This window comes from Mitsuaria sp. 7, assembly GCF_001653795.1.
Classification (GTDB): domain Bacteria; phylum Pseudomonadota; class Gammaproteobacteria; order Burkholderiales; family Burkholderiaceae_C; genus Roseateles.
Genome location: NZ_CP011514.1, coordinates 2,554,876 through 2,579,782, shown reverse-complemented (window position 1 = coordinate 2,579,782; position 24,907 = coordinate 2,554,876). Strand labels below are relative to the sequence as shown.

General features: G+C 63.7%; 25 protein-coding genes and 1 riboswitch. Of the genes, 16 read left to right on the top strand and 9 right to left on the bottom strand.

Going from position 1 to position 24,907, the window contains the following annotated elements; translation table 11 throughout:
• Positions 1–31: 31 nt before the first annotated feature.
• The 14 genes from ABE85_RS11385 (at position 32) to ABE85_RS11360 (ending at position 14,794) form a co-directional block, all read left to right on the top strand.
• On the top strand, positions 32–7,795 hold the full coding sequence (locus ABE85_RS11385; RefSeq protein WP_082938541.1) for an Ig-like domain-containing protein: 7,764 nt from the start codon (positions 32–34) through the stop codon (positions 7,793–7,795).
• Between the two features lie 4 nt (positions 7,796–7,799).
• Positions 7,800–8,285, top strand: coding sequence for a hypothetical protein (locus ABE85_RS27515; RefSeq protein ID WP_157522242.1), 486 nt, complete (start codon positions 7,800–7,802; stop codon positions 8,283–8,285).
• 119 nt (positions 8,286–8,404) lie between these two features.
• A complete protein-coding gene (locus tag ABE85_RS27510; RefSeq protein ID WP_157522239.1) occupies positions 8,405–8,917 on the top strand; it encodes a hypothetical protein in 513 nt (170 codons plus the stop codon).
• 82 nt (positions 8,918–8,999) lie between these two features.
• Positions 9,000–9,269, top strand: a complete 270-nt coding sequence (locus ABE85_RS27505; protein ID WP_157522236.1) for a hypothetical protein — start codon at positions 9,000–9,002, stop codon at positions 9,267–9,269.
• A 568-nt stretch (positions 9,270–9,837) separates the two neighbouring features.
• The gene (locus tag ABE85_RS28650) at positions 9,838–9,963 is read left to right on the top strand and encodes a hypothetical protein (protein ID WP_255362651.1); all 126 of its coding nucleotides are present in this window, start codon (positions 9,838–9,840) and stop codon (positions 9,961–9,963) included.
• Between the two features lie 3 nt (positions 9,964–9,966).
• Positions 9,967–10,665, top strand: coding sequence for a hypothetical protein (locus tag ABE85_RS11380; protein ID WP_067274145.1), 699 nt, complete (start codon positions 9,967–9,969; stop codon positions 10,663–10,665).
• Between the two features lie 54 nt (positions 10,666–10,719).
• Positions 10,720–11,040 (top strand): hypothetical protein, encoded by a 321-nt coding sequence (locus ABE85_RS11375; RefSeq protein ID WP_067274142.1) that lies wholly within the window; start codon positions 10,720–10,722, stop codon positions 11,038–11,040.
• Between the two features lie 237 nt (positions 11,041–11,277).
• Positions 11,278–11,403 carry a hypothetical protein gene (locus tag ABE85_RS28645; RefSeq protein WP_255362650.1) on the top strand — a complete coding sequence of 42 codons (126 nt, stop codon included), beginning with the start codon at positions 11,278–11,280 and terminating at the stop codon, positions 11,401–11,403.
• 222 nt (positions 11,404–11,625) lie between these two features.
• Positions 11,626–12,258, top strand: coding sequence for a DUF4304 domain-containing protein (locus tag ABE85_RS26940; RefSeq protein WP_082938540.1), 633 nt, complete (start codon positions 11,626–11,628; stop codon positions 12,256–12,258).
• A 181-nt stretch (positions 12,259–12,439) separates the two neighbouring features.
• A complete protein-coding gene (locus ABE85_RS27500; protein ID WP_157522234.1) occupies positions 12,440–12,952 on the top strand; it encodes a hypothetical protein in 513 nt (170 codons plus the stop codon).
• Positions 12,953–13,110: 158 nt separating this feature from the next.
• Entirely contained in the window at positions 13,111–13,578 is a 468-nt protein-coding gene (locus ABE85_RS27495; protein ID WP_157522231.1) for a hypothetical protein, read from the top strand.
• A 32-nt stretch (positions 13,579–13,610) separates the two neighbouring features.
• Positions 13,611–13,967, top strand: coding sequence for a hypothetical protein (locus ABE85_RS11370; protein WP_157522228.1), 357 nt, complete (start codon positions 13,611–13,613; stop codon positions 13,965–13,967).
• A 4-nt stretch (positions 13,968–13,971) separates the two neighbouring features.
• Positions 13,972–14,388, top strand: a complete 417-nt coding sequence (locus tag ABE85_RS11365) for an Imm1 family immunity protein (RefSeq protein ID WP_067274133.1) — start codon at positions 13,972–13,974, stop codon at positions 14,386–14,388.
• A gap of 1 nt (position 14,389) precedes the next feature.
• Positions 14,390–14,794: a RidA family protein gene (locus ABE85_RS11360; RefSeq protein WP_067274130.1), complete on the top strand. Its 405-nt coding sequence runs from the start codon at positions 14,390–14,392 to the stop codon at positions 14,792–14,794.
• 72 nt (positions 14,795–14,866) lie between these two features.
• Here the strand turns inward: ABE85_RS11360 and ABE85_RS27945 are convergent, their stop codons facing one another.
• Both ABE85_RS27945 and ABE85_RS11350 read right to left on the bottom strand, forming a co-directional pair.
• A complete protein-coding gene (locus ABE85_RS27945; RefSeq protein WP_067274126.1) occupies positions 14,867–16,768 on the bottom strand; it encodes a TonB-dependent receptor domain-containing protein in 1,902 nt (633 codons plus the stop codon).
• An 81-nt stretch (positions 16,769–16,849) separates the two neighbouring features.
• A riboswitch (cobalamin riboswitch) is annotated at positions 16,850–17,092 on the bottom strand.
• 8 nt (positions 17,093–17,100) lie between these two features.
• A complete protein-coding gene (locus tag ABE85_RS11350) occupies positions 17,101–18,078 on the bottom strand; it encodes a GMP reductase (RefSeq protein ID WP_067274116.1) in 978 nt (325 codons plus the stop codon).
• A 245-nt stretch (positions 18,079–18,323) separates the two neighbouring features.
• Here ABE85_RS11350 and ABE85_RS11345 point away from each other — a divergent pair, with 245 nt between their 5' ends.
• Entirely contained in the window at positions 18,324–19,445 is a 1,122-nt protein-coding gene (locus tag ABE85_RS11345; RefSeq protein WP_067274114.1) for a beta-ketoacyl-ACP synthase III, read from the top strand.
• Between the two features lie 39 nt (positions 19,446–19,484).
• Here the strand turns inward: ABE85_RS11345 and ABE85_RS11340 are convergent, their stop codons facing one another.
• The 3 genes from ABE85_RS11340 to ABE85_RS11330 all read right to left on the bottom strand — a co-directional run bounded on the left by ABE85_RS11340 (position 19,485) and on the right by ABE85_RS11330 (position 21,768).
• The gene (locus ABE85_RS11340) at positions 19,485–20,108 is read right to left on the bottom strand and encodes a hypothetical protein (RefSeq protein ID WP_067274111.1); all 624 of its coding nucleotides are present in this window, start codon (positions 20,106–20,108) and stop codon (positions 19,485–19,487) included.
• Positions 20,109–20,224: 116 nt separating this feature from the next.
• A complete protein-coding gene (locus tag ABE85_RS11335) occupies positions 20,225–20,863 on the bottom strand; it encodes a glutathione S-transferase family protein (protein ID WP_067274108.1) in 639 nt (212 codons plus the stop codon).
• A gap of 32 nt (positions 20,864–20,895) precedes the next feature.
• Entirely contained in the window at positions 20,896–21,768 is an 873-nt protein-coding gene (locus tag ABE85_RS11330; protein WP_082938539.1) for a helix-turn-helix transcriptional regulator, read from the bottom strand.
• A 235-nt stretch (positions 21,769–22,003) separates the two neighbouring features.
• Here ABE85_RS11330 and ABE85_RS11325 point away from each other — a divergent pair, with 235 nt between their 5' ends.
• Entirely contained in the window at positions 22,004–22,675 is a 672-nt protein-coding gene (locus tag ABE85_RS11325) for a hypothetical protein (RefSeq protein WP_067274105.1), read from the top strand.
• A gap of 66 nt (positions 22,676–22,741) precedes the next feature.
• Here the strand turns inward: ABE85_RS11325 and ABE85_RS11320 are convergent, their stop codons facing one another.
• From ABE85_RS11320 to ABE85_RS11305, 4 genes are read right to left on the bottom strand one after another with little or no spacing between them, the layout of a single operon-like run.
• Positions 22,742–23,020 (bottom strand): hypothetical protein, encoded by a 279-nt coding sequence (locus ABE85_RS11320; protein WP_157522225.1) that lies wholly within the window; start codon positions 23,018–23,020, stop codon positions 22,742–22,744.
• A complete protein-coding gene (locus ABE85_RS11315; RefSeq protein WP_067274099.1) occupies positions 23,017–23,556 on the bottom strand; it encodes a metal-dependent hydrolase in 540 nt (179 codons plus the stop codon). Before ABE85_RS11315 ends, ABE85_RS11320 begins: the two co-directional genes overlap by 4 nt.
• Positions 23,557–23,561: 5 nt before the next feature.
• Positions 23,562–23,822, bottom strand: a complete 261-nt coding sequence (locus tag ABE85_RS11310) for a hypothetical protein (RefSeq protein WP_157522222.1) — start codon at positions 23,820–23,822, stop codon at positions 23,562–23,564.
• 58 nt (positions 23,823–23,880) lie between these two features.
• Positions 23,881–24,906: a ribonuclease T2 family protein gene (locus ABE85_RS11305; RefSeq protein ID WP_067274094.1), complete on the bottom strand. Its 1,026-nt coding sequence runs from the start codon at positions 24,904–24,906 to the stop codon at positions 23,881–23,883.
• Position 24,907 lies beyond the last annotated feature (1 nt).

Sequence of the window (24,907 nt, the reverse complement as noted above, 5' to 3'; positions counted from 1 at the left end):
ACCCCCACGTGCCGGCAGGGAGGAATCGGGAATGCTTCGAGTCAGGGCGGCCACAGGGTCGCGCGGTGTCATGGCCGCGTTCTGGAAATGCTTGGTCGGCGGCGTCATGCTGGCCGGCGCGATCGGTGAGGCGCAGGCCGGTTGCTACAAGGACGGTCGCGAGACGATCTGTTCCTGGCCTTACTCGACCATTTCCGCGCCGGGCGGCACCGTCGCACCGACGGGCGGAAGCTTCCAGATCAAGGTGCTGGGTTCGGAGAATTCCCAGAACACGCTGCAGCTGATCTATCGCGTTGAACTCCACCGCAACGATGTGCCCATCGCCTTGCAGGAGTTCAGCCCCAACACGAAGCGGGCCGACGCCACGTTCACGCAGAGCGGCCTCGCGCCCGGCGTGTACACGTTCCGGGGCAAGGTCTATGACGCCGGCGGTCGCACCACGATGTCGGCGCCGATCCAGGTGCGGGTCAATGCACCGCCCAGCGTCGGGATCGGTCCTCCCTTCAACGGGACGGTCATCGCGCTGGCGCCCGCCGACATCTCCGTGTCGGGCACGGCTTCGGACGACGCGGGCATCCAGCGTGTCGAGATCTACGCCAACGGCAATCTCGTCTCGACCGCCACCTCGTCGCCGTTCAGTGCCTGGCTGCCCGGCATGGGAGCGGGCGTTCACCGGTTCTTCGCGCGCGCCTACGACACTGACGGCGCCTGGGCCGATTCGGCGACGGCGACGGTGCGGGTCAATGCGCCGCCGTCCGTGGCCATGGCCTCGCCCGCCAACGGCACCGTGGTGGCGGGGCCGTCGGGGTCGGTCCGTCTGACTGCCACGGCGTCGGACAGCGATTCCGGCGGGATCGCCTGGGTCGAATACTTCACCGCCTCGGGCAGCCGCATCGGGTCGGCCACTGCCGCGCCGTTCGAGTACGTCTGGTCGGGCCTGGGGGCCGGGACCTACGACGTCGTGGCCAGAGTCGTCGACAACGATGGCGGCACGGGCAGCTCGGGCGCGACGCGCTTCCGCGTGAACGCCCTGCCGTCCACGACGGTGACGGCACCGGCGGAGAACCAGGTCTTCGCGGGTCCGAAGTCGTCGATCTTCATTTCCGCGGACGCAAGCGATTCCGACGGTACCGTGCAGCGGGTCGAATTCCATCTGAACGGCGTGCACATCGGCACGAGCCTGTCGCCGCCGTTCAGCATGACCTACGCCAATGCGCCGTCCAGCGGCTACACGCTCGTGGCGCGAGCCTTCGACAACGATGGCGGCTACCGGGACTCGCCGATCCGGTCCATGCGGGTGAACAACCTGCCGAGCGTGAGCTTGACGGCACCGGCGAACGGAGCGGTCAGGGCGGACCACACATTCCCGTCGCCGTGGCGCCTCAGCGCCTCCGCCAGCGACACCGACGGCAACATTGCGCGCGTCGAGTTCCTCGTCGACGGCCAGGTCGCCGGCACGGCCACCGCCGCGCCTTTCGTCTGGGACTGGGCATCCCCGGCGGTGGGCACCCATCTCCTGGCCGCCCGTGCGGTCGACAACGACGGCGGAACGACGACCTCCGGCAACACCACCGTGCGGGTGAACGCGCCGCCGGAAGTCACGCTCACGGCGCCGGCACCGGGCGCGGTTCATCAGGGGCCTTCGGCCACCATCACGTTCTCAGCCACGGTGACGGACGACACGGGCATCCAGAAGGTGGAGTTCCTGTCGGGCGGCAGCATCATCGCGACGGTGACGACGGCGCCTTATCAGTTCTCGTGGACGGATCGCCCGGTCGGCACCTACCTGCTGGCCGCGCGGGTCACCGATGTGGACGGACGCGAGAACACGTCCGCGGCCGTGGCGGTCATCGTGTCCAACACGGATCCGGTGGCGGTGACGATCGTCCCGCCGAACCTGTCGGGCGGCATCACGGGAACGGCGGCCGGACAGGCGTCGGTATCGTCCAAGGGATCCGCGACCTATGAGCTGCCGATCGCGCTGCCACCGGGCACCGCGGGACAGGTGCCGAGCGTGACGCTGCACTACGACAGCCAATCCAAGGAAGGGCTGTCGGGTCTCGGCTGGGAGGTCGGCGGACTGTCCCGCATCACCCGTTGCGCAGCGACCATCGCCACGGACGGCGAGCGCAATCGCGCGCGGCTGGACAGGACTGCCCGGTACTGCCTCGATGGCCAGCGTCTGATCGTCGTCAGCGGCGTGGAGGGCGCGAGCGCGACCTATCGGACCGAGATCGATCACTTCGCGCGCATCACCTCGTACGGCACCGATGCCGACCGCGGTCCTGACTCGTGGAAGGTGGAACTGAAGTCCGGCGACATCCAGTACTTCGGCACGACGTCGGACGCGTTCGTCGATGCGCCGGGCTCCGCCGGCAAGGCGCTGTTCTGGGCCTTGAGCCGGGAAGAGGACCGGCGCGGCAACTACATCGCGTACGACTACTTCAAGGACAGCGCGACCGGCGAGCACCTGCCCAAGGCGATCCGCTACACCGGCAACGGCACCGCGATCTCGCCCTACGCGGCGCTGCGTTTCGAGTACGACGCCGCTGCGCGTCCCGATCCCTCGTTCGCGTATCTCGCGGGCGCACGCACGTTCATCACGAAGCGGCTCAGCGGCCTCTCCACATGGACAGGCATCGCGGCCGACGGCTCGGGCGGCGCCCTGGCGCGGCGCTGGTCGATCGCCTATACGACCAGCACGACGACCGGGCTCAGCCTCGTCCAGTCGGTCGCCGACTGCGGGCCGGGCGAGTGCCTGCCGGCCACCCGCTTCCAGTATTCACAGCGCAGCGAGGCGGACAACACCTTCAGCGGCGGCGTGTGGCAAGGCGGACCGGAGGTGCTGTACAGGAACCCCGCCCAGCGCGGATTGTCCAAGCTGCTGGAGGTGATGGCCGTCGTCGATCTGAACGGCGACGGCAGGAGCGATCTGCTGCAGCACCTGGGCGGTACGTCCTGGCAGGTGTGCCTGTCGACGGGCACCTCCTTCTCCTGCAGCACCTGGGTCGGTCCCGACCGGCTCATGTCGCAGCTGATCACCGGCGACTTCAACGGCGACGGCCGCACGGACCTGCTGCAGCCGTCGAGCGGGACGGCGGGGTCCACGCTGTGCCTGTCGACCGGCACCGGATTCAACTGCCAGGCGTCGACGAGATTCCCGGCATCCCCGAGCCCGGACATCCCGCAGTTCGGCGTCACCAACAACTTCGTCGTGACGGATGCGAATGGCGACGGGCGTGACGACGTCGTGGTGCGAGGGACGGGGTCGTGCCTGTCGAACGGCGCGACCTTCAGCTGCACCTACTCGAGCGGAGCGGGCGGGTTCTTCGATCCCTATGCTTATCGGTACTTCGAGGCGCCCACCGAGACGGCCTGCACAATCAGCCTCTCGCGCTGGCGCCCGTTCATGGGCGACTTCAACGGCGATGGCAAGACCGATGCGTTGACCGCGACGTACTACAACCCCACGTGCTCTCGACTGTGGGAGACGCCGCCGGACAACAGCTTCCAGCTGTGCAGCGCCAGCGGCGACGGCTGCCGCACGGCGGTGGCCAACCTCGGCCTGGATACCGGCTTCGCCGGGCAGGGCGCGTCGATGACCGGCGACTTCAACGGCGACGGCATCACCGACTTCGCGCTGAGCGGGCTGAAGAATGCGACGCTGCTCAAGGTCTGCTACGGCAACGGCGCAGGCGGCACGGACTGCCGCGACTACACCAATGGCGCGACGCCGGACGAGCACGCGTTCAGTACGGTGACGGACGTGGACGGGGATGGCCGGCCGGAACTGCTGGGCATCGGCGCGAACGGACGGATGTGCCGCATCACCGGCGGGCAGCTCCGCTGCGAAGCCCGCACGGTGCCTTCGCTGATTCACACGACCGTTTACGGCGACTTCAACGGCGATGGCCGGACCGACCTGGCCCAGTACGACCCGGATGCAAAGACCTGGGGCATCTATCTGGCGGGCGGCGCGCTCGTGCCGGACCTGATGACCTCGGTGACCAATGGTGCGGGACAGACGACGGTGTTCGGCTACGGTGCGTTGCATGACGCCGCCGTTCATGCGCCAGGGGCCGAGCCTGCCTATCCGAAGCGCAACGTCCAGACCGGTGCGCCGGTGGTCACCCGCCTCCAGGTGGGCAACGGCCAGGGCGGCTCTCACGTCACGACCTATCGCTATGAAGGCCTGCGTACCGAGTCGACCGGGCGAGGCTCCTTGGGCTTCGCGGCGGTGGAGCGGACGGACACGCTCAAGGGGTTGAAGACGCGCGGCGTCTACAGCCAGGACTTCCCGACCATCGGTCAACTGACCGCGGAAACGGTGACGCAGACCAACGGCGTGCAGATGTCGTCGCGCAGCGTCGTGTGGGAATCGATGCCGACCATCGCCGGTGGTGCGACGAAGCACGTGTTCCAGCGCTCGACCACGCAGACGACGAAGGACCTCAACGGCGCCGCGATGCTGACGACGACGGTGCAGGTGCCCGACGGCGGCATCGACGCCTTCGGCAACGTGAAGTCGCTGACGCAGACGGTGACGTCGGCGCTCGAACCGGGCGTGAGCTATGGGACATCGACGACGCGGACCTTCGACACGCTGGAGGATCGGTGGCTGATCGGCCTGATGCGGACGGAGGCGACGACGGCCACGGCGCCGGGGGCAGTGGCGGTGACCCGGACCACGGCGCGCGAGTACGACGCGCTGGGCAGTGTCTGGCGGGACACGGTGGAACCGGACGCGCCCGACCTGCGCGTCGTCACGGAGCTCGCGCGACATCCGGTGCACGGCGGCGTTACGTCCAAGACGGCGACCTGGCGGATTCCGGGGACGTCGACGGATCGTTCGCTCGTCGTCGAGACCACCGAGTACGACGCCGTGGGGCGTTTCGCCGAAGTCGTGACCAACGCCAAGGGGCACGTGGAGCGTCGCGTGTCCGATGCGGCGCATGGCCAGGCGCTGCTGCACACGGACGCCAACCAGCGGCAGACGCAGTGGACCTACGACGCCTGGGGGCGCAAGACGCGCGAGTCGCGTCCCGATGGCACGGCGACCTCGTGGGCCTACCGCGCCTGCGTGTCGGGTTGTCTGAACAACGCGACCTCCACGGTCGTGACCCAGCAGTGGATGGGCACGCAGCAGACGGCGGTGCCGGTCGAGGAGTTCTTCGATGCCTTGAACCGCAAGGTCGCGACGCGGACCTGGGGCTTCTCCGGCGCGGAGGTGCTCACCGAGAACCGCTACGACACCAACGGCTATCTGCGCTCGCTGAGCCGTCCGTACTTCGCCGGCAGCTCGCCGGTGTGGACGTATCGCGACCGGGATGCGATCGGTCGCCTGAGCGTGCTGCGCGCACCGGATGACAACGGCGTCGAAGCGTCGACGAGCTACGGCTACAACGGGCTGGAACTCACGCAGACGGATGCGAAGCAAAAGTCGACCACGCGGGTGGCGAATGCGCTGGGCAAGGTCCTGCGCGTGACCGATGCGTTGGGTCGGGTCACGCGCTACGGCTACGACGGCTTCGGTCATCTGCTGAAGGTGACTGACGCGAAGTCGAACGTGATCGACGTGACCGTGGATCGATTGGGTCGCAAGACGGTGCTGCGCGATCCTGACCTGGGCACCTGGACGTACCGGGTCGACCCACTGGGCCGGACCTATTCGCAGACGGACGCGAAGGGGCAGACGACCTCGTTCGAGTTCGACGACTTGAACCGCACGACGAGGCGGCTGGCGCCAGACCAGGACGGTCGCTGGGTCTTCGATACGGCGTTGAACGGCATCGGCAAGTTGGCCGAGTCGTTCACCTGGGCCAACAACGCGAAGGATGCGCGGCGTCTGTTCACCTACGACGCGAAGGGTCGGCCGGAAAGCCAGACCTTCCAACTGGACGGCGACTATCAGGAGACGTATCGCTACGACAGCTTCGGTCGACCCGCAGGCACGGTCTACCGACGCTCGGCGCGGGGCGGCACTGGCGGCGCGACCAACACGATCGGCGTGCACTACAACGAGCGCGGTCATGCCGCGAGCGTGAGCGTGGCCGGCAGCGGCTTGAACACGACGGTGTGGCAGGCCATCGCGCGGAACGCGGAGGGCAATGACACGCAGGAGTTCCTGTCAGGAGGCTTGATCCAGCACACGGGTCATTCGTCGTTCACGGGACGTCTGAGCAGCGTGATCACGGGGACACCGACGCGGCTCGGCGCGCCGAATTCGACGCATCAGAACGATGTCTACCTCTACGACACGATCGGCAATCTGCGTTATCGCGCGCAGATGACGGACTCCGGCTCGCTGCTGCAGGAGGACTTCACCTACGACGCGCTCAATCGACTGGAGGACGCGACGATCAACGGCATCGTGAGCAGCACGCGCTACGACGAGATCGGGAGCCTCTTGTCGAAGAGCAAGGTCGGCACGTACGGCTACCCGCCCTCAGGAGCTGGCAGCGTGAGGCCGCATGCGGTCACGAGCATCACGGGCACGGTGGCGGGTCTTCAGAATCCGACGTTCACCTACGACGACAACGGCAACCTGTCGCAGGGCTTGAACCGCAGCTACACGTGGACGGCGAGCGATGCGCCGCGAACGATCGACCGGCTGTCGGCAGGCGTTGCGGTGGAGCGCACGTCGTTCGTCTACGGGCCGGACCAGGAGCGTCGTCTGCAGACCGTGCAGCCGATGTCAGGCGGAGCGCCAGGCGCCGCGACCACGACGATCTACTACGCCGGGGCACAGGAGAAGCAGATCGAGGCGGCGCAGAACGTCACGATCGTGCGCACGCAGCTGCCGATGGGGCTGGGCTACATCGAGGAGCGCCTGGTTGGCACGTCGGTGGACCTTGCCGCTGCGGGTACAAGCGCCGTGCGGATGCATCTGAAGGACCATCTGGGCTCGGTGCTTGGTGTGGTCGACGGCAGCGGCACGGTGCTCCAGCGGATGAGCTACGACGCATGGGGTCGTCGCCGCCAGACCAGTGGCGCCGACGATAACTGGGCCAGTTTGGGGACGATCGCCAACAACCAGGACAACAGCGGGTACACGGGGCACGAACACCTGGATCAATTGGGACTGGTGCACATGAACGCGCGCCTGTACGACCCGATCCTCGGTCGCCACACGAGCGCCGATCCGACGGTGCCGGACCCGCAGAACGGGCAGGCGTTCAATCGGTACAGCTATGTGCTGAACAATGCGTTGGCGTTTACGGATCCGACGGGCCTTGCTCCAACCGGAAATACGACGAAGGCTTGCCCTGACTCGTTGACGATGTGCGTCCGCAGAAGTGCGACAACGCAGGCGAAGACGAATGAGGGTGATGCTCGTACGGGTTCCCAAGTCGAAAAGCAACAGGCTGCAGGACAGACTGCTCAACCCCCAGCTCGTCCGAGCCCCGCTCTGGAAAATGATCCGTATAACCCTAAAGCAGTACAGCAGCGCCTTCTTCCTGAGCTTGAAAATAATCCGCAACATAATGAAAAAATAGTTCCCACAAAGCACCCTCAACCCAAGGACTCTGAGGAGGTTTACAAAAGAGGCGTACGAGTTGATGGAGCAGGGGGAAAGACGATTGTTGCGCGTGCGGACAATGGACAGTTGTATAGGTATTTCTCCAATGGTATGTCGGGAAATGCTGAGAGATTTCACTTTTCTGGTGTGGTAACCGAGGCTCAGGCCCGGCAGTATGGCTACGGGCGGCTAATTCCAGAGATTAATCAACGTTCCCTTTCCGCTCGAATGGTGGATGGGTTTCGAAATCTTGGACGTTCAGATAACGCGAGATAGTGTGATGGAATCAATTCAGCAACGAATCTTCGGGGATTCTCAGCTCTTTGCAGTTTCCGTGCGTATAAGCGCCATACACGGCTATAGTGAGGCAGAGCTCAGCTACTTCATCGGGGGGCTAGAGATCTGCGCTCGAGGCCATCTCAGCGACATTAGACAATCGTTTGAGGTTGTGGTTCGAAGGGCACGTCAACTGCAAAATTGCACACTGTTTGCTCACGAAACCAAAGCTTTTTTGAATGATTATCAGAATCTTCTGAACGCTCCTGCTGACAGGATTGATTTGGATTCGTTGGATTTGTTCAATGGCCTCAGTCTATGGTTTCATGACTCGCTTGAAGATAATCTTGCGTTTGCAATTGGGTGTGGGGATGTGATTAGAATATTTTGTAAATCTGGCAAGGCGATTCAAGAAGTTCGACTGCGTGGCTCCTCGTTTGAGGAGGTGATTTTTTCGGCAGGATATTTTCTTGGGGTGGAAGATTTGTAGCTTTACTCTAACTTGGTGCACAGAGCAGAGCGTTCATCTGTTTGTACGGCCAAGGTGGCACTGACCTGACCCTCGGTGAGGGGCATAACCGTCCGTATAACCCGCGAAGGTGGAAATGCATGGCAAAACAGTTCAGCATTCTCGCAACCGATGTGGATCTCCGTCTTTTGGAAGAGACATTGCAGTCGACGGGGGATGTGGACATCTTGTCCGATATCGCCACTGACGATCTTCGTAATCTACAACCGCTAAATGGGTTGGAAATTCCCCAGTCAGCCGTAGGGAAGACATCATTATTCTGCTACCTTGCGCCACGACACATTCCAAGAATGGTCGCTGCCGAACGCGATAGCCCGGTGAAAGTCCATATTGACTTGAGTAGATCCCAGTTAATTGAGTTTTGGCGTCCCTATTACGATACACGCATACTTCGGCCGGGTCGCCTTTATTATCAAAATCGAATGCTGGTTCACGGCGAATCTGTCGATAAAGGTCCAGCATTTTGTCGCTGGGCAGACGGTGTTATGACCAAAGTGCGACGCATGCTTCATCTTCGGAAGGAGATCGGTGCCTACGTTGGGGCTCACGCAGCGGCCGAAATTGCATCAGGGAAGCTGACGATTGTTAATTGAGTCGGGTGATGCGCGGATTTTGATCTGCGAGCAAGCGGCCAATTCACTCGTTGTGAGTGGTTAGACGGCTCACGGAAAACCGATGAAGTTGAGTATTGAATTTCTACGTCGTATTTTCGATGATGTGCTTTCTGGGTGTATGTCAAGAGAGGCGGCGGATCGTTGGGCATACTCAGTGATTCAACAGTCGGAAGCCGATAATCTGGTGATCATCCCTGCTGAGAATAAAGAGCGAGTCTGGGCTGGGGTTATGTATCTTTATGGGATGGATGTTTTATCGGCGCCAAATGAATACCTCCATACAATTGAAGACATACGGTCAGCCTTGCAGATAAAGCTTGGCGGGGGGTAGATGCGCCAACGGTATGGCTGCGTGGCTCGTTCATTTGGAAATGACAGTCTCGTGCTTTGGTGTGTTTGTGAGGATTTGACCGTGGAAAACGTCTTGACCTGATGGTATTTGGCGTTGCCGATAATGTCGTTGCGTCCGACATTGTGCTTGATTGGTACGATGGTCCGCTCAGAGGGCTCGTACACACGGTTGATGGCAATATGTTCTATTACCATGCGATCGCGTGGGCGGGTTATTATGAGCTTCGGTTATTTGCGCTTCGCCCGGTTCAGGTGGCCTTTGCTGTAGAGCTGGAGCGCGCATTGGAGGTTTCCTGTTCTCCGAGGCAAGGAGCGGATTGGATACCTACGCCAATTCAGGATGGCTCCAGTGAGGATATGAAGGCTCAGGAAATAGAGGCAAGGCTAGTGGAGAGCGCTGGCTCTGTTTCATGTTTGATTCTGGGGTCTGGCGTCAAAGGGGATGTGAGAGTGCTTTACCGGTGGCAAGGTCCGGACGATTTGTTCATTACGGCTGATCGTTCAACGAGGGTGGATGATCTCTGTGGTTTCTGGATCTGGGTGGCTGAATGATTTGTTGCCACGAATATCCGCTGAAGGACATCGACGCGCTGCGGCAGGTGGTGAAGACGATCAAGTCGGGCCGGGTTTTCGATCCGGCGCAGCTGGAAGCCGCGATGGGAATGACGCGCTAAACAATGAAGCCATCGACTCCTGACGCCGTGGCGAACCTCGCCTACTGCGAACTGCTGATCACGTGCCAGGTTGGCGGTTGCCGCGGCCTGTTCCAACCGACGCTTGACGAGCGGGCAACTGATCCCGTGGAGGAGTGGGCTGCGACCATGGCCGAGCGCGCTCGCCAAGCGGGATGGTCGGTGAGCGTCGATGGGCGGGTGCTGTGCCCAGGACACGTGGGCCCCGAACGCCCGACGGTGACCCCGCATTCGACCGATGAGCTCAACGCCTACATCGATCAATGCCATGCGCAAGGCCTGTCCATCGTGGAAACGATCAAGGCCGTGAGGCTCAAGTTCTCGATCGGATTGCGGGAGGCCAAGGAGGTCGTTGCCGCTCGCCCCTGCTGGAACGAGATCGCCCGCGCCTCGGAGCCGTTGCAGCGGGAGGCGATCCGCATCGTGAGCGGCGAAGCCGATCACGAATTGGTGGAGATGATCGAGCGATTCCTCCGTGGGGAGGACGTGTCGATGGCCGCGGCAAATGCGCTTGAAGTCGCATTAGGGGACCATGCCGACGGCGATGAAGCGATCGAGGACGCGGCGTTGATGCTGGCGTCTTATCGCCTCGGCGGCGGCGACTTCCTGTACGACGAGGACGCAATGAAGAAGCCACTTGCCAAGGCGATGGAGAGATTGCGGACACGAAGGGAACATCCATGACCGCGCAGCCTGTTGCCATCCATCGCGTCACGCTCCCCCAAGAGAGATCCTTCGATGACTGAGCGCACTTGGCATGACGAGCTGCCGCGTTTCCGCGCGATGACGCAGATCGATCAGCTGGGCTGGCTGAGTCAGTTGCTGCACTTGATCTCGATGTTCGCGCGCGACACCTATGAGGTCGGCACTGATGGCGTGGCAAAGCCGAGTGATCTGCGCCGGTTCAATGAATTAATTCACCGAGTTGCAACCTTCCAGAAGAAGGTCGCAACGGCGAATCAGCAGGGCATGCCGGACGCAGACATCTTCGCGCTCATCGAACATGAATTGTTTGTGCTAAATGTGGCCATCGATGACGTACTGCGCCACCTGCCATGACCTTGACCGGATGCATTTAGGGCGATGAAGGGAATACGGACGCGAAGGGAATCCCCATGACCTCGCAGCCTGATGCCATTCACGGTTTCAACAGCGTCCTCGTCCTCGCCGCCAGCGTACGGTTAGGCACTGCTGCGGCTGCTGCAACTTGTAAAGCGGCTGAGTGACGGCGGCGTCACGCTGATATGCCGGGCACGGACGCCTTCGCGGGCTACACGCTGCACCGCGAACTGGAGCATGGTGCTGCTGGACGGCGATCCGCTGAAGGACATCGCCGCGCTGCGGCAGGTGGTGAAGACGATCAAGGCGGGAAGAGTGTTCGATCCGGGGCAGTTGGAAGCGGCGATGGGGATGGCGAAATGACCCGAAGTTTCTGAGGCGCCACCCCTGCGTGAACGGCATTGGCAAGTTGGCCGGTGCTCCAGCGGATGAGCTATGACGCATGGGGGTCGTCGCCGCCAGACCAGTGGCGCGGACGATACTGGGCCACTTTGGGGACGATTGCCAACAACCAGGGCAACAGCGGGTAGACGGGGCACGATCACCTGTATCAATTGGGACTGGTGCACATGACGAGAGCCTTGAATGAAATCGGCTGCAACACAACTTTTTGTAGAATTCAAAAAATCTCTTGCTGAGGCGCTCGCTCCTTTGGGTTTTCTATTGCATGGAAATTCTTTGAGTAGAGAAAAAAATGGCGTTCGAATACTAATAGAGTTGCAGCGGGATGCGAAGTACGGAACAAAGGAAGCGCTGCGCTTTACATTGAATGTGGGCCTAATGTCCAGAGTGCTTCAGGATTTTGATAATATCGGCGTGGAAACTCCAACAGTTATTCCGGAAAGCGATCTCTGGCACTGGAGAAGCCGTTTGGGGCAGTTGCTGCCTGACCGGACCGATCGTTGGTGGGAAATCTCGGATGATGACTCTGAAAAGTCGGTTCGCGAAGAAGTGGTGGACGGGATCTTGGCCTACGGGCTCCCTAAGCTGGAGCCGCTTGCCGACGTCGATCAACTCATAATGCTCTGGAAAAGCGGCCAAGGCGCTGGTCTCACCGAATACCGACGCCGACGGAACCTTGCGAGACTGTTAGTAGCACAAGGGAGAACTGAAGAGGCATTGGATGCGGTAAGAGAATTGTCAGAAGCATCAATCGGAAAAAGCTGGGAAGTTGCCGCTCGCTACGATGTGAAGGTGTTGAAAGAGAGTTTTCAATGATTTGATAGACGTCGAAGTCGGCTGACGGTTCGAGGTTTTCGTCGATTGCATTAATTGGACGTTCTGGTGGCGCACAATATGGTGATGGAATCGATTCAGCAACGAATCTTCGGGGATTCTCAGCTCTTTGCGATCAGGGTGGCAGTCGTTCAGCCCGTATAGCCGACGAAGGTAGAAATGCATGGCAAAACAGTTCAGCATTCTCGCGACCGATGTAGATCTCCGTCTCTTGGAAGAGAAACTGCAGGCGACTGGGGATGTGGACATCTTGTCCGATATCGCCACAGACGATCTTCGTAATCTACAACCGCTAGACGGGCTGGAAATTCCTCAGTCATCCGTAGGGAAGATATCCTTGTTTTGCTACCTTGCGCCACGACACATTCCAAGAATGGTCGTTGCCGAACGCGTTAGCCCGGTCAAGGTCCATATTGACTTGAGTCAATCCCAGCTGATTGAGTTTTGGCGCCCTTACTACGATAAACGTGTCCTTCGACCGGGTCGCCTTTATTATCAAAATCGAGTGCTAGTTCACGGCGAGTCTGTCGATAAAGATCCAGCATTTCGTCGCTGGGCAGACGGTGTTATGACCAAAGTGCGACGCATGCTTCATCTCCATAAGGAAATGGGTGGCTACGTTGGCGCTCACGCAGCGGCCGAAATTGCATCAGGGAAGCTGACAATCGTTAATTGAGTTGGGTGGTGCGCAGATCTTGATCTGCGAGCAAGTCGCCAATTCACTCGTTGTGAGTGATTAAAGGATTCACCGAAGATCATATGGTGTTGAAGCTAAGTGTTCAATTTCTACGCTGTATTTTTGGTTCGTGAAAGAGCGCTGTGAGACTTGACCTGATGACGTTTGGCGTTGCCGATAATGTCGTTGCGTCCGACATTGTGCTTGATTGGTACGATGGTCCGCTCAGAGGGCTCGTACACACGGTTGATGGCAATATTTTCTATTACCATGCGATCGCGTGGGCGGCTGATTATGAGCTTCGGTTATTTGCGCTTCGCCCGGTTCAGATGGCCGTTGCTGTAGAGCTGGAGCGCGCATTGGAGGTTTCCTGTTCTCCGAGGCAAGGTGCGGATTGGATACCTACGCCAATTCAGGATGGCTCCAGTAAATATATAAAAGCTCAGGAAGCTGTGGCAAGGCTCGTGGAGAGCACTGGCTCTGTTTCATGTCTGATTCTGGGATCTGGCGTCAAAGGGGATGTGAGAGTGCTTCACCGGGAGCAAGGTCCGGAAGATTTATTCATTGCAGCTGATCGTTCGACCAGGGTAGATGACCTTTCCGATTTTCTGGATCTGGGTGAGTGACCTGAAAGAGGGCGACGGTGACCGATACAACGTTGGACAAGTTCGGCGAGCTGCTGGTGCGGAGTCTCCGGGACCGTGCCATTGAGCAGCACGAGATGCTGCTCGCCGGTGCGCTTCGCGGGAAGGACCTGCAAGCACTGCAACAGCGAGTCGCGTCTTTATCCCCCGAACTGAAATCACTCTTGAGAGAGCTCGTGCTGGACGCGCTCGACGTTGCTCTCCACGACGTGCTGCTCGCTTTTCAGAGTGCCCACGATCGAGATGTCGGTGTGGAGGTCCTGGTGAACGGCACGAACGCCGCAGAACATAGCGGGATGCTTCACGGAGAACTGTTCGGCCCCGACGGATGGGTGGCAAGGTTCAGCAGATATCCGCGCGACGTCGACTGAAGGAATGGATCTGAACTTCTACGTCAACCGCATGGTCGCTGACAGGCGGGGTGGTGTGCTCTGCACCGAGGAAGAGACCTTGATGCCGACCGCGGACGATCTGGGCGTCGCCTTATGCGAACTCGATGCGCGGAGCAGAACGCTCATCTGCCTGTACGGCCAGGACGGCATTGACCTGACCATCGGTGGTGGGGCAGGGCAATATGTCGTCTTTGCGTCGAACGCCGACGAGCAATTCTGGAATCTTGTCAATCAAGCGGCGACAGATGATTCGGGCGTTGTCCTGCTCAATGCGGGTGGGCAAGAAGGAGATTTCCCAGCTCGGCAAGTCGTCACCCAGCCCCAAGCCCTGCAAGCCGCCCAGACTTTTCTTCAGACGGGCGCGCTCGACGATTCATTGTGTTGGGAAAGGCAGGAGTGAGATGACCGAGAAACCTGACGCCATCGACCGCTTCAACAGCGGCCTCGTCCTCCCCGCCAGCGTGCCGTTCCCTGAGGGCACGGCCTTCGGGCCGTTCGTGTTCCTCTCGGGTCAGTTGGGCAACAAGCCCGGCACGCTGGAGCTGGTTGAAGGCGGCCTCCGCGCGGAGGCTCTTCAGACGCTGCGCAACATCGAGACCGCGCTCAATGCGCAGGGACTCGGCGTCGAGCACCTCATGCGCTGCACCGTGATGCTCGCGGACATGGCGGAATGGGGCGTCTTCAACGAGGTCTACCGCGCCTTCTTCGGCGACCGGCCGCTGCCGGCGCGCAGCGCGTTCGGCTGCAACGGACTCGCGCTGGGCGCGCGTGTCGAGGTGGAGTGCACCGCCATCCGTCCCGGCTGAGATCGTCGGAGATCGCTCCGAATCGCCGGGACGTGGCAAGGGCGGCCGCGATGGCCGCCCGGGAGTCGAAGGTCAGAAGCCCTTCATGTCGTAGCGCACGCCGATCCAGGCCTGACGGCCCAGACCCTGGTACGTGTAGACCGGCTGCACGTCGCGGTCGGCGGCGTTGAGCACCTTGGCTTCCAGGCGCCACTGCGGCAGGAAGCGCCAGGTCGCGCGCACGTCCACCACCGTGTACGCACCGAGCTGCGCGCCGACATCCGGTCGCGCGCCGACTTCCGTCAGCGACGTGCCGACGCTCCACACCCCCGTGTCGTAGTCGGCGGAGACGCTCTCCTGATGCGCCGCACGACGCGGCAGGCGAGCACCGGACTGCTCGTCCTTCGCGTCGAGGAAGTCCACCGTCGCGCTCAGGCTCAGGTTGCCGAAGCGATGCGCGCCGCTCAGCGTCGCGCCCTGCAGCTTGGCCTTCGCCACGTTGTACGAGCAGCCGAAGTATCCCGGCGGGCATTGCGTGCCGTCCGGATCGGGGTTGTAGCCGATCAGGTTGTCGACCTTGTTGCGGTAGACCGTCGCCGAGGCGCTGCTCGCGCCGGAGCGCCAGTTCACGCCCAGCTCCACGCTGCGGCCGTCCTCGGGCTTCACCGCCGTGCCGTAGAACGGGTAGTCGGTCTCGTTGAAGGTCGGCGCGCGGAAGGTCTTGCCGGCCACGGCGCGGACCTTCAAGGTCGAGGTCAGCGCGTAGCTCGCGCCGATGCTGCCCGTCGTGGACGTGCCGTAGGCGTTGCTGTCGTCATGACGCAGGCTGGCCTCCAGCGAGGCCGGGCCGAACTGGCCCGAGTAACCCGCGATGTACGCGTCGTTCTTGCGCTTGAGCGTGTTGGTCGTGACGCCGTCGGCCGTCTCGGTGAGGTGCTCGTAGGCCAGCACTACCTGCTGGTCCGGCGCCAGGCGCAAGGCGTTCTGCCACGTCGCCTGGTCGCGCTTGGTCGTGAAGCGCGCGGGATCGGGCGCGCCGCTGCGCGAGTCGTCCAGGCCGTGGCTGATCTGCACCGTCGTGGTCCAGATCGGCGAGAGCGTGCCGCGGTAATCGGCGCTGACGACGCGGGTCGTCAGGCGGTTGCGGAAGTCGGGCGTCGGATCGCTCAGGAAGTCCGGCGGACCGCCGAAGTTGGCGCTGTCGTACTGCGCGTTGAGCTTGCTCTGCGTGGCGGTGACGCCGATGCGATGGCCTTCCGCCGGCGTGAAGCCCAGTCGCGCGGAACCCGTCGTGCGGCGGAAGCCGTCGCGATCGGGGTTGTAGTAGCCGTTGATGTCGTTCGGACGGATGGACGAGGTGCCGTCGCTGGTCTCGCGGCTCAGGTTCGCCGCGTAGTCGAAGCCGGCCTGCGCGCCGCTCACGCCCACGCTGCCCAGGCGCGAGGCGTACTCGCCCACTGCGACGTTGGTCGTGAGGTTCAGCGGGCCCTGGCCCTTCTTCGTGGTGATCTGGATGACGCCGCCGACGGCGTCTGCGCCGTACAGGCCGGAGGTCGGCCCGCGCAGGACTTCGATGCGATCGATGTTGGACAGGCTCATCGATTCGAAGGCCGCTTGGCCCAGCGTCGCGGAGCCGACGCGCACGCCGTCGATCATCACCACCGTGCCGGTGGTGTTGGCGCCGCGCAGGAGGTAGCCGCCGCTCTGGCCGGGGCCGCCGTTGCGCGTGATCTGCAGGCCGGCGTAGCGGCGCAGCAGGTCCTCGACGCTGCCGGCGCCGCTGTCGCGGATGGTGTCGGCGTCGATCAGGACGACGTCGGCGACGCTCTTGCTCAGGGCCTGCGGCTCACGGGTGCCGATGACGATGACGGGATCGAGGGAGGACTGCGCGAAGGCGGTCGACGGAACGACGGACAGGGCGGGCAGGGCGACCAGCGCGGTCGCCGAAGCACGGGCGACGGCGCGCAGCGTGGCGCGGGGAGAAGAGGCTTGCATGTCGGATTCGGATGAGCAGCGGCAGACGGCCGCTTCCCCGCGGCCGCATGCGGAATGGACGCGCCGTGCTCCTGGAAGCACGGCGACGATCCGCCTGTTGGCCGGTATCCGGGCTGTCGGAAGAATGAACCCGTGTTGCCTTCCCGGACGGACCGTCCAGTGGTTTCAGACACGAGCCGCGCACCTCGAGAGGCGCGCCTTCCGCTTACCGTTGCGGGGGCAGCTCAGGTTGGGGCCACGACCGCGTGGTGCAACCCCTCCTGATTCCCGTTGAACTGCGCCGGCAGGGAGCCGGGCGCGAGCACCAACGGGCCGGATGATACCGGGCTGCCTTACATGAACAGGTGTTCGCCCGCGTTCTCGCCGCCGAGGACCACGTAGTTCACCTTGCGCAGATCGCCCAGGGCGCGGCCGCCGGCGTAGGAGATCGAGCTCTGGAGGTCCTCCTCCATCTCGCGCAGCGTGTCGGCCAGGTGGCCCTTCACGGGCTCTAGGATGCGCTTGCCCTCGACGTGCTTGTACTCGCCCTTGTTGAAGTCGGACGCGGAGCCGTAGTACTCCTTGTAGCGCTTGCCGTCGACCTCGACGGTGTGGCCCGGCGATTCCTCATGGCCCGCGAAGAGCGAGCCGATCATCACCATCGAAGCACCGAAGCGCACGCTCTTGGCGATGTCGCCGTGATGGCGGATGCCGCCGTCGGCAATGATGGGTTTGGTCGCGACACGGGCGCACCACTTCAACGCCGAGAGCTGCCAGCCGCCGGTGCCGAAACCGGTCTTCAGCCGCGTGATGCAGACCTTGCCCGGACCGATGCCGACCTTGGTCGCGTCGGCGCCCCAGTTCTCGAGATCGATGACGCCCTCGGGCGTGCCGACGTTGCCGGCGATGACGAAGGTGTCGGGCAGCTTGTGCTTGATGTGGGCGATCATGCGCTGCACGGCGTCGGCGTGGCCGTGGGCGATGTCGATGGTGATGTAGTCGGCGCCCAGGCCTTCAGCGGCGAGGCGGTCGATGATGGCGTAGTCCGCCTCCTTGACGCCGGCGCTGATCGAGACCAGCAGGCCCTTGTCGCGCATCGTGCGCGCGAAGGCGACGGCGTCCAGGTCGAAACGGTGCATCACGTAGAAGTAGCCGTTGGCGGCCAGCCATTCGGTGATGGACTCGTCGACGACCGTCTTCATGTTCGCGGGCACCGCCGGCAGCTTGAAGCGGCGGGGGCCGAACTCGACGGAGGTGTCGCACTCGCTGCGGCTGTTCACGCGGCACTTGCGCGGCAGCAGCAGGATGTTGTCGTAGTCAAAGATTTCCATGGTCCAAAGTCGCAAAGTCGGGCTGCGTTGATGCAGTGCACGCCCTGGGCTGCGAGCGCTTGACTTGGGACCCGGCCAAAAAAAACCGGGTCCCAAAATTTGGGCCCGGTGACCCATTCTACGCGTGCTGGCGGGAGCCGTCGCCTCGCTGCGGTGCAGCATGCATCGTCCGGGGGCTTTTGGGCGCAGTTCGCTAAACTTCGCCCCCTTGGCCCTGCAACGGGCGACATCAGAAGACAAGCCACATGCATTCCGTCGTCATCAGCGGCACCGGTCTCTACCAGCCCCCGCACGTCATCACCAACGCCGAGCTGGTGGATTCGTTCAACCGCTACGTGGACCTGCAGAACGCCGAGCACGCCGAGGCCATCGCCGCCGGCACGCGCGAGGCGCTGGTGCACTCGAACGTGGAGTTCATCGAGAAGGCCTCGGGGATCAAGCAGCGCTACGTGATCGAAAAGGAAGGCGTGCTGGATCCGACGCGCATGTACCCGCGCTTCGAGGAACGGGCGGACGACCAGCTCTCGCTGATGGCGGAGATCGCCGTCGACGCGGCGCGCAAGGCGCTGGCCGCGGCGGGCAAGAAGCCCGAGGACGTGGACGCGGTGTTCTGCTCCGCGGCGAACATGCAGCGCGCCTACCCGGCGATGGCGGTGGAGATCCAGCAGGGACTGGGCGCGGGCGGCTACGGCTTCGACATGAACGTGGCGTGTTCGTCGGCCACCTTCGCGCTGGAGCAGGCGTACAACGCGGTGCGCTCGGGCGCGTCGAAGTGCGTGCTGATCGTGAATCCGGAGATCACGTCCGCCCATCTGGAATGGAAGGACCGCGACTGCCATTTCATCTTCGGCGACGTGTGCACGGCCATCGTCGTCGAGCGCGCCGACCTGGCGACCGCGCCTGAGCAGTGGGAGATCCTGGGCACCAAGCTGGCGACGCAGTTCTCCAACAACATCCGCAACAACTTCGGCTTCATGAACAAGGCCGAGGACAGCGATCCCGACGCCCGGGACAAGACCTTCCGCCAGGAGGGCCGCAAGGTCTTCAAGGAAGTGGTGCCCATCGCCGCGGCGCACATCGAGCACCACCTCGCCGCGCTGCACATCCAGCCGAATGACGTCAGCCGCTACTGGCTGCACCAGGCCAACCTGGGCATGAACCAGCTGGTGATCAAGAAGCTGGTCGGCGGCGAAGCTGGCGCCGAGATCGCGCCGCTGATCCTGGACACGTATGCGAACACGGCCTCGGCCGGTTCGGTGATCGCGTTCCACGAGCACCGCGCCAACCTCAAGCAGGGCGACCTGGGGGTGATCTGCTCGTTCGGGGCGGGGTACTCGGTGGGGAGCGTGATCGTCAAGAAGCGCTGAGACACGCGCGGCGGGATCGCAGCGGGCCGGTCGTCATCTTCAATCGGTTTCCTGCCACCGGTGGGCCACGACAGCCGCGAGCCAGTCCTTCATGTCCTTCTCGGGCCCGCCTGCATGCAGCAGCATGAGGCGCGTGGGCGTGTAGATGCCGACTTGCTGGAGGGTGCCGGGGACACCGGGCCTGAGTTGGACGGTGCAGGAGACGTAGACGACGATCTTGTCGCCGCTGGGCTTGATCAACGGCTTGGCGACGCGTTCGACGTTCCCTTCGCAATCGTCCCAGTTTGCGATCGTCGCGAATTGCGACGGACCACCGCGCGGATCGTTGAGCAGCGAATAGCCCGCGTGTCTTGCGCGAGCTGTCACCTTGTTTGACATGAAGGTGGAGAAGCTGCGGGACGGCCCTTGCAGCCTGGCGAAAACCGGCGTCGATGTATTCGACCAGCCGTCGGGCAGCCTGAGCAGCAAGGGGCCGATGCGCCATTGCTGGCTGCCGTCGACAGCCACCTCGGAACGTATCGTCAGCCGATCGGGGGCCGTCGGCAGTTCCTGCGCGCCAACGGGTCGCACCAATGTCGCGGCGAGCAGCAAGGTGGCCGCGACCCAGCGATGCGGAATGTTCTGTGTGGATGCAACGCGCGAAGCAGGCGTGCGAGCGGGCATGGGCGGTCCTCCTGACCGATGGGATTGTTGGTCTTGTGTCCGGTGGACGAGGTGCGGAGTCTAGGACCTCTCACCGGGCCGTCCGGTGCCGATTGAGTTGTTCAGCGCGCGGGAGTTCAGGCGAGCAGCGGCGTCAGATCCGGGTCGCCCTTCGCCATGGCCCGTCGATAGGCCGGCCGTTCACCGATGCGCTGCAGGTATGCGCGGATGTTCGGATACGCCGCCAGGTCGATCGGCTGGAACAGCCGCATCGTCGTGAGCGAGAAGACGCTCATGATGTCCGCCGCGGTGAACTCGGCCCCCGCGAAGTAGGGCGCCCGACCGAGTCGCTCTTCAACGAGCGCCAGCACCTTGTCGAGCCGCTCCTGCGTCGCCGCCAGGACTGGATGGTCGGCCGGCAACGCGCGCCCCAGCGTCATCCGACGCAGCATCACCGGCTGCAGATTGCCGTTGGCGAAGTGGAACCAGTACAGGAACGGCGCGAAGTCCGGGTGATCGGGGCCGGGTCTCAGGCGCCCGCCGCCGTGCCTGGCGATCAGGTAATCGACGATCGCCGCCGATTCGGCCAGCAGCAGATCGCCGTCCTCGATCAGCGGCGCAGCGCCTAGCGGATGCATCGCCTTCAGATCCGGCGGCGACAAGCGCGTTACCGCATCGCGCGTGTAGCGCCTGAGCTCGTAGGGAATGCCGAGCTCTTCGCAGAGCCACAGAATGCGTTCCGACTGGGAGTGGCCGAGGTGGTGGAGGGTGATCATGTCGTTCCGATGAGGTCGTCGAAGTTGTTGAATCAGTCTGCGCGTTCGTGGCCGCGGACGGAGGTCGGCGCGAAGCCGAAGCGCTCGCGGAAGCGCACGGCGAAGCGGGACGGTGAGTCGTAGCCCACGGCGCGGGCGATCTCGGACACGGGCTGCGTGGTCGCCTGGAGCAGGGTCAGCGCGGTGGCCATGCGGGCGTCGACGATCAGCGCCGTCATCGAGGCGCCTTCAGCGGCGAGACGGCGCCGCAGCGTGGCTTCGGACATGGCCAGCGCGTCGGCCACGCGGGCGGCGGCCCAGTCCTGATCCAGCCGGCCGGCGATCAATGCGCGCACGCTGATTGAGACGCTGGCGTCGACGGGCGCGCATCGCAGCGCGAGGCCGTCCTCCAGCAACCAGTGCATCACCTCCAGCACGCGCTGGCGGGCGACGGCATCAGGCAACGCGGGGTCAGGTGCCAGTGCTTGCCTGGCGCGTTCGAAGGCATCGGCCAAGCCCGGGCTGACCTTGGACAACTGACGCACCGGAGGGACTTGCGAACCCGTTCGATCGAGCTGAGCGATGCGGGCTGCGTAGTGCGCGTCCTCCAGCAACTCCGTGTCGAAGAGCAGCCAGCGCGCTTCGTACTGCGCGCCTTCGTTGACGAGGTTCGTGAAGTCGACGGTCTGATTGCCGCTCAACACGAGCGCCTGCCGCGGCTGCGCGCGCACGCTGGTCCCGCGGGCCGGCTTGACGGTCTTGATGCCGCGATCGACGAGGATGAGCGCGGGCAGGTCGACGCGCATCCGCAGGATCCGCAGGCCGCGGCCTTGCAGCACGTGGGCCGCGACGCCGACACCGGGACGGAGGTGCAGCTCGCGGGCCAGCGCGGACCCGTCGGGGGCGTGGATCGTGCTCAGCTTCAAATCGACTCCTCGTGAAGGGATGAATCGATCCTAGCGGGCGAGTCTCACGTCGGAAGTGCGGCGGCGATCAGGTTTGGTGCCGATCCGGTCAGAGGGACGATCGATGCGCTTCGATTTCCGTCCGCGGTCCGCGCGGACCTCATTCGGGGGATGGCGCCTGACGATCCGAGAACTTGATCACCCACGAGGCGCCGCACGGGCCGGGACCTCAGCGCACGCATGCTTCAATTTCGCGATGAATTCGATCCACCGCCGCTTCGCGCCCTCCGCCATCGTCTCGCTCGCCATGCTGGCGACCACCGCTTTCGCCGCCGCACCGGAGCCCGGCAGTTTCCCGTCGATGACGGCGTCCACGCCCATCTTCGACGAGATCTTCGTCCAACAGCTTCCGCCGGGCTTCAAGGCGCAGACCGAAAAGACCGACGGCCCGGTGTACATGCGCTCGATGGTGCTCGCCAGCGATCCCATCGACGGCCGGTGGACGCAGCGATTCCTGCTGACGGCGGTCAAGGACGCGGCCCTCGTGCCGAACGCGACCGCCGCCGGTTATGCAATGAACGTCGCCATGGGATTCAAGCAGGCCTGCCCGACGAGTTTCATGGGCGCCCGCATGCTCGAAGGCCGCATCGAGACCGGGCACGACGGGTACATCCTGATCGTCGGCTGCGGCACGCACACCTTGACCAACGACAAGTCGCCGACCAGCGAGTTCACCATCCTGGCCGTCTACAAGGGCGACAAGAACATGTACACGATCCAGTGGTCCGAGCGCGGCGATCCGACGAGCACGGCGCCCCATCCGGACCGGGCGTTGCTGCAGCAGCGCCTCAACGCGATGTCGCCGGTCCGCATCTGCGCGAAGCAGCCGGGTGAAGCGCCTCCGTTCGCGAGCTGCCTGAAGAAGTGAGGCATTGATCGGACAGGCGCGTTTGCCGGATGGCCCCCGCAACGGCTGACGGCGACGTCCTTCCGCTCACTGCCTCACCAGCAGGAACACGAATCCGATGACCGCCCAGATGAGCAGCCCGTACAACGATGCCAGCTCCGCTTCCATCAGGTAGTAGCCGCCCCGCTGCTTCACGATCCGGCCCCGGCCGGGTTTGACGAAGAAGCCTTTGGTGCTGGGCTCGACCCTCACGCGTCCCAGCGTGAACACCGGCAGCAGCAGCCAGGCGGTGCAGAAGCCGGAAAGCTGGATCACGATCTCGACGATCGGCTGGACGATGAATTCGAACAACGCTTCGACGATCATGCGGCGGTGCGGCGCCACGTGGCCAGAGCGAGCGCGATGCCGATGGCCGCGATCATCGCCGGCAGCCACACCCACACCAGCTCGGATTGCAGCACCTCCCACCCGCGTCCGCTGAGCACGCGTCTCAGGCTGAGCGGCGATACCTCGATCACCTGCGCGGCAAAGAAGACGCGTTCTTCCGAGAACGGCCACCACAGCGCGACGCCATGGCCGCCGTCGGTGAGCATGTCCAGCAGGCCGTGGGAGAGCCCTGACAGGGCGACGAAGGCGAAGGCCCACCATCGCGGCGCCTGCAGCGCCCGCGCCGAGAGGAGCGCGAACAGCCCCATCAGCAGTGCGAACACCAGCGAATGCGACGCCCCGCGATGCCCGAAGGCATCCGCATACGGAATGCCGATGCGGAACGCGATGACGTCGAGGTCGGGGATCACCGCGGCGGCCATTCCGGCCATCAGCAGGCGATTGGAGACGAGCGGCTTGCCGAGCCCCAGACGAGCGGCCATGGGAATGACGGCGTGAGTGAGGATCGTGGGCATGCCGATCAGATCTTGACGAGGCAGACGGCGACGCCGATGCATCCCCACAGCAGCAGGCCGAGTGCCGGCGCCAGTTGCGCCTCGACCAGCCAATGGCCGTCAGGCTGTTTCTTGATCCGGCCTCGGCCGCGCACGGGGAAGGCGCCGCCCATGAGGGGTTCCACCCTCAAGCGTCCGAGCGTCAACACGGGCAGCAGAAGCCAGGCCGTGAAGTATCCGATCGTGTCGGTCACCAGCGACAACAAGAGCAAGAGCAGTTCAGTCACCGCAATGGACGCCTGCGCACGCAACGTTCAAGCAGTTCAGGTGAATGAATCGCAGCGCTCACCGCCCGCTCGCCTCGATCCTGATCTCATCCCTGCGGCAGGTCCCGCCGCCGCTGCCGCTGGGCTGATCGCCGAGCAGCTGCTTCAGCGTCCCGCCGGCCTGATAGTCCCGCGGCAGCTTCACCTGGATCTCGGTGAGGTACTGCCCGGAGCACATCAGCTTCACGCTGTCGCGGTACGCGTCGCTGCCGGTCTCGGCCTTCAGCTTCTCGTAGAAGGTGTTGCGCGAGATCGCCCCGCCGATGTTCTGGCGGATGTACTTGCCCACGCCCGAATCGTTGAACTGCTTCACCAGGTCCACCGCGCGGCGGAAGTAGGCATCCGGGTTCAGCGTCGTCTGGCAGGTGCCGTGCTTGCGCCACTCGTGCTCGCCGAAGCCCTTTTCGTAGAGGAAGTTCGGCATCCACGGCCCGATGTACGACACCGTCTCCTTGGAGAGGTTCATCGGCGCGTTGCCGCAGTCGCCGTAGCTGATCCCGCATTGCTGCCGGTTGGGCCACAGGCCGTGCAAGGTCAGGTTGGTCACCTTGAGCTTGCCGTCCTCCATCGCCTCGCACTCGGGCTTGCCGCGCCGGCCACCCGCCGTCCATTCGCAGAAGCCGGGTTGCCACGACATCGCCAGCACGAAGCTGTCGTACTGGTCCGGGGTCTTGCACATGCCTTGACTGGTGTTCGCGGTGTTCGCCGCGGCGATGTCGACCGACGGCCCGCGGGCGCGGGTCGGGTTCGAGGGCGCCGGAGCGGCGCCGCCCGCCGCCGCGCCGCAGTCGTTCGGCACCCAGCGTTCCGGCGGTCGGGCGTCGGGCACCTGCACCCGCGTCCAGCCGGCGTCGTGCGATTCCAGGATCGTGTAGCCGGTTCCTGGCGACAGCTTCGCGCCGTCGGGGTTGGTGCTTTTCCTGAAGGACTGGAAGGCCTCGCAGGCGCGCGAGGCGGTGAAGGTGCCGCTCGCGGGATCGGCCCAGGCCGAGGGCAGGGCGGACAGCGCCGCGGAGAGGGCAAGGAGTCGAAGGAGGAATCGCATG

Excerpts from the sequence above, each read along its gene's own strand:
- ABE85_RS26940 (WP_082938540.1), top strand. The coding sequence starts at position 11,626 with ATGAAATCGGCTGCAACACAACTTTTTGTAGAATTCAAAAAATCTCTT.
- ABE85_RS11360 (WP_067274130.1), top strand. The coding sequence starts at position 14,390 with ATGACCGAGAAACCTGACGCCATCGACCGCTTCAACAGCGGCCTCGTC.
- ABE85_RS27515 (WP_157522242.1), top strand. The coding sequence starts at position 7,800 with ATGGAATCAATTCAGCAACGAATCTTCGGGGATTCTCAGCTCTTTGCA.
- ABE85_RS27945 (WP_067274126.1), bottom strand. The coding sequence starts at position 16,768 with ATGCAAGCCTCTTCTCCCCGCGCCACGCTGCGCGCCGTCGCCCGTGCT.
- ABE85_RS11345 (WP_067274114.1), top strand. The coding sequence starts at position 18,324 with ATGCATTCCGTCGTCATCAGCGGCACCGGTCTCTACCAGCCCCCGCAC.
- ABE85_RS11335 (WP_067274108.1), bottom strand. The coding sequence starts at position 20,863 with ATGATCACCCTCCACCACCTCGGCCACTCCCAGTCGGAACGCATTCTG.
- ABE85_RS11340 (WP_067274111.1), bottom strand. The coding sequence starts at position 20,108 with ATGCCCGCTCGCACGCCTGCTTCGCGCGTTGCATCCACACAGAACATT.
- ABE85_RS11320 (WP_157522225.1), bottom strand. The coding sequence starts at position 23,020 with ATGATCGTCGAAGCGTTGTTCGAATTCATCGTCCAGCCGATCGTCGAG.
- ABE85_RS11375 (WP_067274142.1), top strand. The coding sequence starts at position 10,720 with ATGACTGAGCGCACTTGGCATGACGAGCTGCCGCGTTTCCGCGCGATG.
- ABE85_RS11325 (WP_067274105.1), top strand. The coding sequence starts at position 22,004 with ATGAATTCGATCCACCGCCGCTTCGCGCCCTCCGCCATCGTCTCGCTC.
- ABE85_RS27495 (WP_157522231.1), top strand. The coding sequence starts at position 13,111 with ATGACGTTTGGCGTTGCCGATAATGTCGTTGCGTCCGACATTGTGCTT.
- ABE85_RS11385 (WP_082938541.1), top strand. The coding sequence starts at position 32 with ATGCTTCGAGTCAGGGCGGCCACAGGGTCGCGCGGTGTCATGGCCGCG.
- ABE85_RS27510 (WP_157522239.1), top strand. The coding sequence starts at position 8,405 with ATGGCAAAACAGTTCAGCATTCTCGCAACCGATGTGGATCTCCGTCTT.
- ABE85_RS11365 (WP_067274133.1), top strand. The coding sequence starts at position 13,972 with ATGGATCTGAACTTCTACGTCAACCGCATGGTCGCTGACAGGCGGGGT.
- ABE85_RS11305 (WP_067274094.1), bottom strand. The coding sequence starts at position 24,906 with ATGCGATTCCTCCTTCGACTCCTTGCCCTCTCCGCGGCGCTGTCCGCC.
- ABE85_RS11315 (WP_067274099.1), bottom strand. The coding sequence starts at position 23,556 with ATGCCCACGATCCTCACTCACGCCGTCATTCCCATGGCCGCTCGTCTG.
- ABE85_RS11350 (WP_067274116.1), bottom strand. The coding sequence starts at position 18,078 with ATGGAAATCTTTGACTACGACAACATCCTGCTGCTGCCGCGCAAGTGC.
- ABE85_RS11380 (WP_067274145.1), top strand. The coding sequence starts at position 9,967 with ATGAAGCCATCGACTCCTGACGCCGTGGCGAACCTCGCCTACTGCGAA.
- ABE85_RS27500 (WP_157522234.1), top strand. The coding sequence starts at position 12,440 with ATGGCAAAACAGTTCAGCATTCTCGCGACCGATGTAGATCTCCGTCTC.
- ABE85_RS28650 (WP_255362651.1), top strand. The coding sequence starts at position 9,838 with ATGATTTGTTGCCACGAATATCCGCTGAAGGACATCGACGCGCTGCGG.
- ABE85_RS27505 (WP_157522236.1), top strand. The coding sequence starts at position 9,000 with ATGAAGTTGAGTATTGAATTTCTACGTCGTATTTTCGATGATGTGCTT.
- ABE85_RS28645 (WP_255362650.1), top strand. The coding sequence starts at position 11,278 with ATGGTGCTGCTGGACGGCGATCCGCTGAAGGACATCGCCGCGCTGCGG.